9 protein-coding genes, 1 tRNA gene and 1 pseudogene are annotated in these 12,567 nt (G+C 40.1%); 3 read left to right on the top strand and 8 right to left on the bottom strand.

Annotated features, from left to right (window positions below; genetic code table 11):
- Positions 1 to 181: 181 nt before the first annotated feature.
- The 4 genes from polA to dapA all read right to left on the bottom strand — a co-directional run bounded on the left by polA (position 182) and on the right by dapA (position 5,613).
- Positions 182 to 2,920, bottom strand: a complete 2,739-nt coding sequence (gene polA, locus IX83_RS05865; protein WP_038500228.1) for a DNA polymerase I — start codon at positions 2,918 to 2,920, stop codon at positions 182 to 184.
- A 292-nt stretch (positions 2,921 to 3,212) separates the two neighbouring features.
- Entirely contained in the window at positions 3,213 to 3,551 is a 339-nt protein-coding gene (locus IX83_RS05870) for a tautomerase family protein (protein WP_038500230.1), read from the bottom strand.
- Complete coding sequence (gene bamC / locus IX83_RS05875; RefSeq protein WP_051919398.1) at positions 3,551 to 4,693, bottom strand: outer membrane protein assembly factor BamC; 1,143 nt, start codon at positions 4,691 to 4,693, stop codon at positions 3,551 to 3,553. Before bamC ends, IX83_RS05870 begins: the two co-directional genes overlap by 1 nt.
- 20 nt (positions 4,694 to 4,713) lie before the next feature.
- The gene (dapA, locus tag IX83_RS05880; RefSeq protein ID WP_038500233.1) at positions 4,714 to 5,613 is read right to left on the bottom strand and encodes a 4-hydroxy-tetrahydrodipicolinate synthase; all 900 of its coding nucleotides are present in this window, start codon (positions 5,611 to 5,613) and stop codon (positions 4,714 to 4,716) included.
- 139 nt (positions 5,614 to 5,752) lie between these two features.
- Here dapA and IX83_RS09185 point away from each other — a divergent pair.
- Positions 5,753 to 5,830, top strand: a pseudogene (locus IX83_RS09185) (hypothetical protein); the annotation flags it as partial.
- 251 nt (positions 5,831 to 6,081) lie between these two features.
- A complete protein-coding gene (locus IX83_RS05885; RefSeq protein WP_038500236.1) occupies positions 6,082 to 7,050 on the top strand; it encodes a DNA cytosine methyltransferase in 969 nt (322 codons plus the stop codon).
- Positions 7,051 to 7,111: 61 nt separating this feature from the next.
- Here IX83_RS05885 and IX83_RS05890 read toward each other — a convergent pair.
- Both IX83_RS05890 and IX83_RS08615 read right to left on the bottom strand, forming a co-directional pair.
- A tRNA-Ser gene (locus tag IX83_RS05890) sits at positions 7,112 to 7,199 on the bottom strand.
- Between the two features lie 134 nt (positions 7,200 to 7,333).
- A complete protein-coding gene (locus IX83_RS08615) occupies positions 7,334 to 8,152 on the bottom strand; it encodes an opacity family porin (RefSeq protein WP_051919401.1) in 819 nt (272 codons plus the stop codon).
- A 252-nt stretch (positions 8,153 to 8,404) separates the two neighbouring features.
- Between IX83_RS08615 and IX83_RS05900 the strand changes: the two genes are divergently transcribed.
- Positions 8,405 to 8,974: a flavin reductase family protein gene (locus IX83_RS05900; protein ID WP_038500239.1), complete on the top strand. Its 570-nt coding sequence runs from the start codon at positions 8,405 to 8,407 to the stop codon at positions 8,972 to 8,974.
- A gap of 265 nt (positions 8,975 to 9,239) precedes the next feature.
- Here the strand turns inward: IX83_RS05900 and IX83_RS05905 are convergent, their stop codons facing one another.
- Positions 9,240 to 11,273 (bottom strand): UDP-glucose:protein N-beta-glucosyltransferase, encoded by a 2,034-nt coding sequence (locus IX83_RS05905; protein WP_038500242.1) that lies wholly within the window; start codon positions 11,271 to 11,273, stop codon positions 9,240 to 9,242.
- A 138-nt stretch (positions 11,274 to 11,411) separates the two neighbouring features.
- The gene (locus IX83_RS05910) at positions 11,412 to 12,230 is read right to left on the bottom strand and encodes a tetratricopeptide repeat protein (protein ID WP_038500245.1); all 819 of its coding nucleotides are present in this window, start codon (positions 12,228 to 12,230) and stop codon (positions 11,412 to 11,414) included.
- Positions 12,231 to 12,567: the final 337 nt, after the last annotated feature.

The raw sequence follows: 12,567 nt of genomic DNA on the forward strand, positions 1-12,567 counted from the left end.
TTTTTTATCGCTCATTCTTTTTAACTTTTACATACTTTAAATGAAGTGACCTAATGTTGCAAGATAGTAAACAAACATCATGACGAGCTTTATCTAAACGTTACCTAAATCCGCCTATCCACCCACATGAACATCCGATTTTTAAAACATCCCATATATCGTTGTTTCAGGCATGTATCCCTTAATGAGCTTGTCCCCAATTATCACCGACACCGACTTCCACCTCTAATGGAACGTTAAATTTAGCAACAGAACACATCAATTCTGGCAATTTTGTTTTCACTAATTCCAACTCTTCTTGAGGCACTTCTAACAATAATTCATCATGCACTTGCAACACTAATTTAGTACGTAAGGATGACTGTTCAAGCCATTGTTGAACGGCCACCATTGCTTTTTTGATTAAATCTGCGGCAGTGCCTTGCATCGGTGCATTGATGGCCACACGTTCTGCCCTGGCACGTACAGCACCGCTAGATGCTAATTCTCTCAACCATAAACGTCGTCCAAACAACGTTTCCACGTATAAATGAGCAACGGCTTCTTGTTTGATACGTTCCATATAACTGGCCACACCAGGATAACGAGCAAAATACAGATCAATATACGTTTTTGCAGCTTCACGTGTAATGCCTAGGTTTTGAGATAAACCAAAGCTACTCATCCCATAAATCAAACCAAAATTAATCGCTTTTGCAGCACGACGTTGATCAGCCGTCACTTCGTCCAATGGCACACCAAAAATTTCAGAGGCCGTCGCTTTGTGAATATCTTGGCCACTTAAAAAAGCCGCTTGTAAATTCGCATCGCCCGAAATTTGAGCCATGATACGCAACTCAATTTGCGAATAATCAGCCGAGACAATTTTGCATCCCGATTGAGCAATAAACGCGTCTCGGACCAATTTACCCTCCGCGGTACGGATCGGAATATTTTGTAGGTTGGGATTAGAAGAAGCCAGACGGCCCGTATAAACAGCGGCTTGAGCAAAATGCGTATGAACACGACGTGTCTGTGCATTCACCATCTCAGGTAATTTATCAGTATAAGTCGATTTCAACTTATTGAGACTACGATAGGCAAGAATAACTTGAGGCAAAGGAAAATCACGAGCCAATTCCGTCAAGGTATCCTCATCTGTAGAGGGCGTTCCTGACTTCGTTTTCTTGATAATCGGCATCCCTAATTTCTCAAAGAAAATCGTCGCCATTTGTTTCGGTGAATTAAGGTTAAATGTCTCACCTGCTAACTCATAAGCTTGTTTTTCCAACTGTTCCAATTCCACACTTAAATGTTGGCTTTGTTGCTTTAACGCTTGGCTATCTAAGGCCACCCCGTTTCGTTCCATTTTAAACAACACATCAGAAACCGCCATCTCAAGCTGATAAATAGGCTCCAAGCCCTTTTGAATCATGGGGTACAAAATCTGATGAATCTGCAACGTGAAATCTGTGTCCTCGCAAGCATATTGGGTAGCGGCCTTAATATCGACCTGATCAAACGTAATTTGTTTTGCCCCTTTACCACACAGTTCTTCATAACTGATGCCTGTTTTACCCAAGTAACGTAAGGCCATTTTTTCCAGAGAAACTGAGGCAGTCGAGTCCAATACATACTCTTGGAGCATGGTATCATGAGCGATACCTCTTAATGTGATGCCTTCATTTGCCAATACATGAGCATCAAACTTCGCATGATGCAGAACTTTCAGATGATCGGCACTTTCTAACCAAGGCTTTAATCGTTCCAGCGTCTCTTGCATCGGCAACTGTTCGATCGTATCTAACAGATGATGAGCCAAAGGTAAATACCACGCTTTACCTGCTTCTGTACAAAAACTAATGCCTACCAGCCTTGAGGTCATATTGTCTAAGCCCACCGTTTCTGTATCGACCGCTGTCAAAGACGCAGATGAAATCTCTTGAATCAACTCATCTAACAATGCTTGACTATTAACCGTGCGATAAAGCTGATGTTCTGGGGCTTTCACGGCAGACGGCTTAAATTCATCAGCAGCATCCATGGCAAATAAACTGCCTTGTGCCGATTGACTCAAACGTTCTTGCGTTTCTTTATACCAAGTTCTAAATTCATATTCTTTAAAAATCTCGGACAAGGTCTTCAAATCAGCTTCTCGAGGCTCTAAACCTTTCCAATTCGTAAAACAATCCGTAAGATCACAATCTGTTTTAATCGTAATCAGCTGTTTGCTGAGATCGAACAATCCTGCTTGAATATGATCTCTTAGTTTCTCACCAATCTTGCCTTTAATCTCTGATGAATGAGCAATCAGATTATCTACCGTATCGTACTGTTCAAGCCATTTAACCGCTGTTTTTTCCCCACATCCATTCACACCAGGAATATTATCGACTGAATCCCCTTTTAACATGAGAAAATCAATGATTTGATCAGGGCGAACACCAAATTTTTTCTGTACCCCCTCAATATTCAAAATCTCATTATTCATGGTGTTGACCAAAGTGACTTGTTCATTCACTAATTGAGCTAAGTCTTTATCACCTGTTGAAATCCATGTCTGAAAACCCTCAGCCGTAGCGAGTTTTGCCATGGTGCCGATCACATCATCGGCCTCCACCCCAGATTTAATCATCAAAGGCCAACCCATTGCTTCCAATGTTTTAAAGATAATCGGAATCTGCGTACTTAAATCCTCTGGCATTGATTGGCGAGTTGCCTTGTAATCCGCGTAAATATCATCGCGAAATGTTTTACCTTTTGCATCAAACACACATGCGATATATTGGGCTGGATAATCTTGCAAAATTCTTCTCATCATATTAACCATGCCGTATATGGCACCTGTCGGCTGACCACTACCATTACGCAAATCTGGCATCGCGTGAAACGCACGATATAAGTAACTCGAACCATCTACAAGTAATAATGTTTTTTCCATCTCTTACTGAACCTATTTATTTTACGTTTGCTTCACGCAGACTATTTCATAAAATGCTTTTTGTCCTTTCTCAAAGGTTTTGTAGCAGGTGTCTGTGAGAATCAAGATTTGGCGGTGTTTAACGACTGATTCCTCTCCGCTTAGACCCGTTGAGAATCAAGATTTCGCGGTGTTTGACGACATCCCTCTTCACCTAACCCCGTTGAGAATCAGGATTTCACAGTGTTTGACGACTGATTCCTCTCATTAAAGCGAAGAAAAAAGCGACCTAAAAAGTGTCGCTTTGATTGTTTTAACAAAACGTTCCATCCACTAAATCATGTATCATGATTCGATATGACGATTTTTCGATATGCAACGTTTTTTCTATCACATCAGACAAAGCGGCCAATAAAGCCTGCTTTAACGCCAACGACCGCCCCTCTTTCAAATTAGTATTCACCAACACTAAAGGTGCCGCCATCTTTCCTGCCACAAAAGTTTGATGTGAAGACAATATATTTAACGTCACCACAATACGTTCAACAGGGGCTGACAAAGACGTTTCTGTCGCCTTTGCCAAACCCTCGATTAAAGCTTCTTGCTGAGCGACATCCAGTGCCAAATTCGTTTGAACTTGTAAAAAAGGCATTAACGTACTCCCAATTTTTCAAGCACCACGGTCAGAATACGACGTTTAGTCAACACATCATCTTCTTTATCTGCCGAAATCGTCACAGATGTTTCATTCGTGGCCAGTTCTTTGAAATTCAAGGTGTAAGGCAATGGTTTGACATTTCCATCCGATCCAAATAAACGCAATATTGCATTACCATCTTTACGTTTTTTACCATTGTCAGTATCCAAATAACGTACCACGATTGCACCTGCTTGTTCATCAGCCGAATCAATGGTAAATCCAGCATTCGTTAAAGCTTGTTTTACCGCTGCAAAACTATCTTTGACATTATGATGTAACACTAATACATCACCATTTAAAGTCGCTTCACTTGGGCTGACCGCATGATTTGTGGCAGACGTTGCAGATTGTTCAGCCGCCTGCATTTTTGCTTTGGCCGCTTCTCTGTTCTCACCCAAATACACCATCAACTGTGTCAATACCTGTGCATTTAAATTTTGGTCCTCGTCAACTGGCACCCATTTAAATTCCACATCATTTTTCAAACGTGACACATCTTTTTCTTCGCGTCTTTCGTGAGAAACATAAACTCTTGTTTTGCCCCCATCACGTTCAAAACGTGTTGTAAAGCGGTCTCGAATACCACTATCAGCCATCGCAGAACCTAGGAAACCCAAAGCTCTTTGAATGAATCCAGGATTAATGCCTGCTTTATTCTCAGCCCAATCTGTCACTAAAATACCTGCTTCTGGCTGATTTTTAGCAATCGTAAATCCCTCTGATGTCCAAAAAGACTCCACTTTAGGATAGACTGTATCGGCATCGGCATCCACCACCAATACACGTCTATCACCTTGACGTTCAATCTTCATACCTTTGATTTCAGGCAATACCGCCACTCTTGAGCCAACCTTTGCTTGTTGATTTTGTAAGGCCTGATATTCATTGTACGTCGCATTCTTAGGCATCACATACACAGGCTGGATTTGGCTAGAAGACATACCAGGTGGCAATGATAACGGATCCGCTGTTACAGTGCTTTTGTAATTAATGGCATTCTCCGCATCAAACGTCTCTTGTATCGTATCGCACGCAGTCAACGCCAAAACGGCCGATAATGTAAGGGTCAATTTTGATAATTTACCAATATACATACTGTCTTTCCTTATGAATCTTATAAAATACCTGCTACCCTCATGGCAGCACGCACGACATTTTTATTCTCTTCACGCATACCTACCAATGGTAAACGATAGCCTAACTGCGTCAAGCCCAGTTCTGCAACCGCCCATTTTACAGGAATTGGATTCGCTTCTACAAACAACGCTTTATTTAAATCGCACAAACGAGCATTTAACGTTCTAACAGTCGCCACATCGCCCTCGTACGCGGCCATACACAAAGCGTGCATTAAAGCTGGTGCTACGTTAGCCGTCACCGAAATATTCGCTGTAGCACCCAGTAAAATCAATGCTGCCGCCGTGGGATCATCCCCACTATAAACCTCAAACTCATCAGATTTATAAGCTAGCAATTCCGCACCTTTTGCCAAATCGCCTGTCGCATCTTTAATCCCAAGCACATTAGGCAATTCAGCTAATTTTAAAATCGTTTCATTAGTCAAACTGACCACCGTGCGACCTGGGACATTATAAAGAATCACAGGCAAATCACTTGATTCAGCAATCGTCTTAAAATGCTCATAAAGTCCAGCTTGCGTAGGTTTATTGTAGTAAGGCACCACGCTTAAACCCGCCGTTGCACCCGCTTTAGCCGCATGCTTATGCAAACGCACGGCTTCTTTAGTAGCATTGGCCCCCGTTCCAGCAATGACTGGCACACGTCCATCCACATATTCTACCGCTAATGCAATCAATTTCTCATGTTCGTCAAAGTCTATTGTCGGCGACTCACCTGATGTACCCACCACCACCAAACCATCTGAACCTTGTTCAATGTGCCAATCAATTAACTTCTTATAAGCCTCATAATCGATATTACCAGCATTATCCATCGGTGTCACAAGAGCGGGAATACTACCTTTAATCACAGGCGTATAGACTTCATTAGACATAAAAAATCCTTACATTACTTGATACATCTCTGCAATTTTACAATGTTTAAAATCGATTTTGGTTTCATGCCCCTATCCGTGCTATTTTCGTTTATTGACAGACAGAGTGAGTGTGAGTAGTTAGTTATCAAAATCCCAAGCCTATCAGCAATTCGGTAACAGCGTTGCGATTCCCGTGTTAAAAGCCTTGTTAAAAGAAATTGAAGCGATTCAATGAGGATAAGACGAGGATTAAAGTGATTCAATGCTGAGGCCAAGAGATTCAATGAGGATAAAGGTGGCGGGTTGAGGGGGATTCAATGAAGATAAGGTGGTTAATTATTTTGTTAAAATAGCATTGCTTTTGCTTATTCAATCACTAAAAATGCACGGAATTACACAGTATTCAACGTAAAGGTGGGACACCTGATCCAACGTCATTACAATTTAAAATAAAACCTTTATCTTTATTCACTGAATAACACACGTATGAACCTTAAAGATCTGACTTTTATTGACTTATTTGCAGGAATTGGTGGCTTTCATCAAGCACTAAGCAGTGTGGGAGCAAACTGTGTGTATGCCAGCGAGTGGGATAAGCATGCCGCAAAAACTTATTACGAAAACTATCACATCATGCCAGTAGGTGATATTACACAGATAAAAGCGGAAGATATTCCCACACACGACATTTTATGTGCAGGTTTTCCTTGCCAAGCTTTTTCTATTTCTGGCAAACAACGCGGTTTTGAAGACACAAGAGGTACTTTATTTTTTGATATCGCCAGAATTGTGGCACATCATCATCCAAAAATATTACTTCTGGAAAATGTTAAAAATTTGGTAAAACATAATAATGGCCACACATTAAGCACCATTGTTTCTACTTTAAAAGAGCTAAAATACGATGTTTACTATCAGGTGTTAAATGCCAGTCATTTTGGTGTTCCTCAAAATCGTGAACGTATTTATTTCGTAGCATTTCGACAAGATCTAAATGTAAAACGGTTTCATATGCCTAAACCTCCTCACACACCTGTGACGTTAATAGATTTTTTAGAGGCACACCCCGACATTCGCCCGATTACTCGATCTGATATTTCCATTAATAAATCATATCAAGCAGAAACAGATATGTTTGGCAATCCTATCGCACCGAATCGTCCTATTCAAATCGGTTTTTTAGGCAAAGGTGGCCAAGGCGAACGTATTTATCACCCTTTAGGACATGCGATTACATTATCTGCTTATGGAGGTGGGGTTGGAGCCAAAACTGGTTTATATCAAATCAATGGACAAATCAGAAAACTAACACCCAGAGAATGTGCTAGATTACAAGGCTTTCCAGACAACTTCAAAATCACTGCATCAAAATCCCAAGCCTATCAGCAATTCGGAAACAGCGTTGCGATTCCTGTGTTAAAAGCCTTGTTAAAAGAAATTGAAGCGATTCAATGAGGATAAGACGGGGATTAAAGTGATTCAATGCTGAGGCCAAGAGATTCAATGAGGATAAAGGTGGCGGGTTGAGGGGGATTCGAACCCCCGAAACGTTTCCGTTTACACGCTTTCCAAGCGTGCGCCTTCAGCCACTCGGCCATCGACCCAAGCCCAATATTTTAACCGTTATTAACTCGATACACAAGCCGAGTTTTTATTTGAGCATTTTCTATTTCGCCCAATAAAAAAGAGGGTTATATTCAATAACCCTCTCCTTATCGCTACAACATCAGCGATTTGCTTAGAATCGGTACGTTACACCAACACGAGTAGCAATATTGTGTTCAAGTTTGATCTTGCCACTGTAATCGTTATAAGCAGATAAACGAATGCTTCCAAACACTTTGTTATATTCAATCGAAGCATCTAAAGAGAGATTATTTGTTAGATGATATTGCGTACCTGCAATCAAGCCTAAACCAAATAAGGTTTTAGTTTTTGAATCACTGAACTTGACTGTTTTATCAGAAATTTGTGCCTTTTCTAAAAGTGCATTAACCACATCATCAAATTTTGCTGTAATATTGGCTTCAGCTTTTACACGATTTAAAGACGCACGAACGCCTACATAAGGTGTCCATTTACGATCCAAATCAAAGTCGTAAAAGAATGACACGCCTAAAGATTGAGCTTTAACTTTACCCCAACCATAAACATCAACAGGAACTTCTTTTTTAACTAATGCCAAATAACCGTCCACATCAGTTTTATATTGAACAATACTAGGTTTCAGAGCTACAAAATAATCCCATAGCTTCCATTCGTCCGCATTTAATGTCGTTCCTGTTTTATATTCTGATTTTTTTGCTTTACCCATGTCTGTATAATCAACCGCGATGCGATATTGACCAAAATCATACCCTACCGAAAGACGTGGAGAGAAGTTTGATCCAGACCCAGAACGACTTTCATTACTGAAGTTATTGCTTCCGTGACCTTTGCCTGAGATATAAGACCAGCCTAGTTCAGTAGAAACGTAAATCCCCCCCCCCGACTGTGCAACTGCAACATTGCTAGCGAAAGCGAGGCCTACTGCGGAAACTAAAATGAGTTTTTTCATAATATACTCCCATATAAAATAAAATATATTAACATTTGTTTCATTAGAAACAATACCCCGTATTTTTAACACAAAAATACAAATAAAGTGTGAAATATTATTCACTTATCTTTAAAAAAGAGATTTATTATACTTTATTTTTTTTCGCATTGTAACAACATAGCTGACCGTGGCTTTCAACATTGATTCTGGTGTCTGAAACGCATAAAATACCGCTTAACTACTGCTTTACTAAACTAAAATAGGATAAGTATGATTCAAGCTATTTCTTTAGATAAATACTACCGTTTGTTAAATATCGGCCCAACGGTATTAGTGTCATCTAAGCACGAAGAGAAAGAAAATGTCATGGCGGCCGCATGGGCTGGCATCGTGGACTTTTACCCCACCCCTAAAGTCAGTGTCATTTTAGATAAATCGAGTTACACACGCGAGTTAATCGAAAAAAGCGGATATTTTGCATTGCAAATTCCAGTAGCTCGACAAGCGGAAATGGTGTTAGCATTAGGCGAAATCAGTGGTAAAACACATCCTGATAAACTTAGGACTTGTAAAACTGAATTGTTTTACCGAGAACACGACAACATCCCTTTAGTCAAAGGCTGTGCAGGCTGGATTTTATGCGAACGTTTACCGCAAACAGACAATGAACAACAACACGATCTATTCATCGGCAAGGTGATAGCATGTTATGCGGATGATGAGATTTTTGACGGTCACTGGAAGTTTGAAACGGCCGATAAAGGTTGGCGAACCTTGCACTACGTTGCAGGTGGGCATTTTTACACGATTGGCGATCCCTTAATCGTAGAAAAAAATTAATTTTCATCATCAAAAAAAACGGATACTTATTCAAAGATCCGTTTTTTGATTACACCATCACCCACTCTACATCCTCACAAAACCTCACTCTCCACCCATCCTTTCTATCACCCACCTCTCCATCTTCTCCATATCAAGTATTTAACCTCACTCTACATCCCTCATCAACCCTCATTCTTGAGAGTCTTTTTCATCACCCCAATAAAAAACGTTCATCCCATCATTGCTGATAAGATGAACGTGTGACTCGTGTCAATCGAATCAATTATTTTTTGGAACGTTTAGATGTTCTTTTACCTGTCGATTTTTTCGTAGTCGTTTTGGTCGCAACAACACCTTCTTTGTCCATCGCGGCAGATCCTTTATCCATCTCAACACTTGCCTGAGTCGAGCTTGTCTCTGATGTCGCTGGTTTTTCTGATGAGTCGGATGCTAAGGTCACCTTATTATCTTTTGCCCATTCTTGTAATTTTGCATATAACACTTGACCCAATGGACGAGGATCGCCTGTAAATAAGGTTTTCAGGCCATTATTCTCAATAATCTGTTTACGTAATTGCAAACGTTCCTCATGGTGTTCGGCCAAATAAATCGCATTTTCAATGTATTGTTCGATTGTTTTCGCCACTAACCAATCAGGTAATTTCAAGCGTTTAAACAAGGCTTCATCAATATGCTCATGCACTTCATCGCCTGTTTTGCACACGCCTACCAACCCCAATGTCACCATATCAATGATACCGTTAGTATTGCCAAATGGGAATGGATTTAACATCATATCGCATTGTTCCAATATCTTTAAGTATTGGTCATACGGTTTATGTGGATGAGCCATCGCATCATCTCCCAAATAAGTTTTAATCAATCTTTCAACGTAAGGATGAACAATACCTGTTGACTGACCCAAAGCAAAATGAAAATGCACTTTGACTTTTGCACGATCGCGAATAATTCTCAATGTTTCTAAAAATTGCGGATTGATTTTCATGGTGGTGGCCGCAATACCAATCTGCACCACTTCTGGACGTTCTCTTAATTGGATATGAATATCTTTTGGTAAAGCACTTGACGGTACATAAGGCAAAGCATCTTTAGGCAATCGCAACAAGGTTTCACTAAAGCAATCTTCAGATCCCACGTAGTCATCTTCAACCACAACATACTCAATATAATCCGAATGCGTAGTGGCTGGATGGCCTAACGCCACGACTTGAATAGGTGCCAAACGTGTGTTACTCGCATAAATAGTATATAAGTGCATACCAATACTAGGCATATAAAGCACCGCTACACCTTTGCTTTCACACAATGCTTTTATCTCTTCAAAGTTTTGATAAAAATCATTATGCGTTAAAGGATAATATTCATCAAAGATATGTGTGGCGGCTTTATCAACGTTATAGTCGCCCATACCGATGACATGGAAATGTTCTTTTGCGGCAACGATGGAAGTTGAATGGGTTCGGTAAATCGAATGATAGGTATTAAAGTGTTCTAGCAATACCAACATCACGGGCTTGCCTTGATGATAGCCTAACGATTTGATGTTTTGACGGTCTTCCCAACCCAATGAAAGAAGATGTCGACGAATCAAATGATTTAAAGACTTTTTGACATCATGTTTATTTTTGGCGGTATCGTAGCTACAATGCATATACACATCATGAATGATACCGTTGGGCAAAAGATGTAAATCAGGAAAAGCATCGAGTTTATTTGATGACAGCCATTGCAAGATAGCGGCACGTTTTGAGAATGCACCCGGTGTGCCAATAAATCGAGGCGATTGTAAGGCAAAACACAAACTAGCACATGTCAACGGATCGATCTCCCAAGCCTTATCTAATGACAAGACAACGTTTGATTCACCCGTATATAAGATGCAAAACTTAATCAATGCTTTGACTGAATTTTCAATATGAATATCGTCTGGATCGTTCGGTTCAGGATTCACGTTAAAAACACGCAAAATATGATCCGCATTCACAAAAGGCGATGATGAAAATATATTACTCAACCAACGATGATAAGTGAAAAACGTGCGTGCACCCGCTGGCGTAATTTCTAAATTAGGATCTTGGAATAATTTTGTAATCGCTACCGCTACACGCGTACAAAAATACACCATCGTGTCAGTAGGCAACACCGATAACTGTTGTGGAACATCTATTTCGATGTTAGCAATGCTTCCGAAATTATTATCTAATTCGCCTAAAATATTAAATAATTCTTTGCATGCTTGTTCGTAATGTTTAGCATCTACTTCTTTTTCAAATCGATTAACACTTGCTTTTTTCATCTTCCTTGCCTCAACTTGTCAAATTTTAATTATGAAGTCTGTTATATGACAACGAGAACAAACCAGTCGTACTGCTTTTTTCTGATTCAATACCTCGTTTAAAATTTTTAATTAATGGATTCATTCGTTCATATGATTTCATTGGGTATTTAAACGTCTATATTCGTCACAGGCTGATTGTAAGCCTCTATCACAAGCCTGTCCATAATATTCTTTGGCTTGATTAATATCTTTTTTTACACCATTACCATATTCATAAATGAGTCCTAATGACACCAAAGCAGCATCATTACCGCTAATCGCGGCTTTTTGAAACCAATATCTTGATTGTGCAAAATCTTGTTTCACGCCTTTTCCTTGTGCAAACATAACACCCAAGTTATATTGGGCTTTTGCATGGCCTTGAGCAGCTGATTTTTTGTACCATTGGACGGCTTGTTCATCACTTTGTGTCACGCCACGACCATTCACATACATCATGCCCAGTGCGAACTCGGCCTCAGAATCACCTTGTAACGCCGCTCGTTCATACCATTGAACCGCCAACGCTAAATCTTTTTTCAGACCATTACCATTCTCATACATCGACCCCAATGCATACTGTGCAGAGGGCAAGCCTTTCATGGCCGCTTTGCGATACCAAAACGAGGCCTCATAATAATCTTGCTTCACGCCAAGACCACTATCATACAGACCCGCTAAAAAGTATTGACCATATACATCGCCTTGATCAGCTGATTTTTTCCACCATTCTTTTGCTTTTTGATAATCTTGTTTAACACTTAAACCGCCAAAATACATCGCACCTAGTCGATTTTGAGCTTTAATATCGCCTTTTTCAGCTAAGGCTAATGTCGTCTTGAAATCGGCCAATCCATTTGCCCAAGCCACTTCTATCATCACAATATTCATGAATAGCGACACAAAGATGATGCGTAATTTCTTTTTTAGATCCATTACCTTTTCCCAATCATGCGACTTTTGTCCTTTTTCTCATCACTCAAACAATACAATTTATCAACACAGCGGATATTTGTGGACTCCTATCACGCGATAATCGTGATGATTGGACTTGCTTTCATATCTCATAACGTTCAGTATTTTACTACGTTTACCTTATCCTTAATCATCTCCCAAGTTCTTAACCCCCTGAATAGACATGAAATGTAACCATTCTGTTATCATTTGCAACATATCCCTGACTTCTGTACCGCTGCGTTGTGGTTTTAAAAGTCATCCATTCCCCTTTATCCACTTATATAAACGAACACTCTATATCCACTGGCTTCTTCAC

It is taken from the genome of Basilea psittacipulmonis DSM 24701 (assembly GCF_000743945.1).
Classification (GTDB): domain Bacteria; phylum Pseudomonadota; class Gammaproteobacteria; order Burkholderiales; family Burkholderiaceae_B; genus Basilea; species Basilea psittacipulmonis.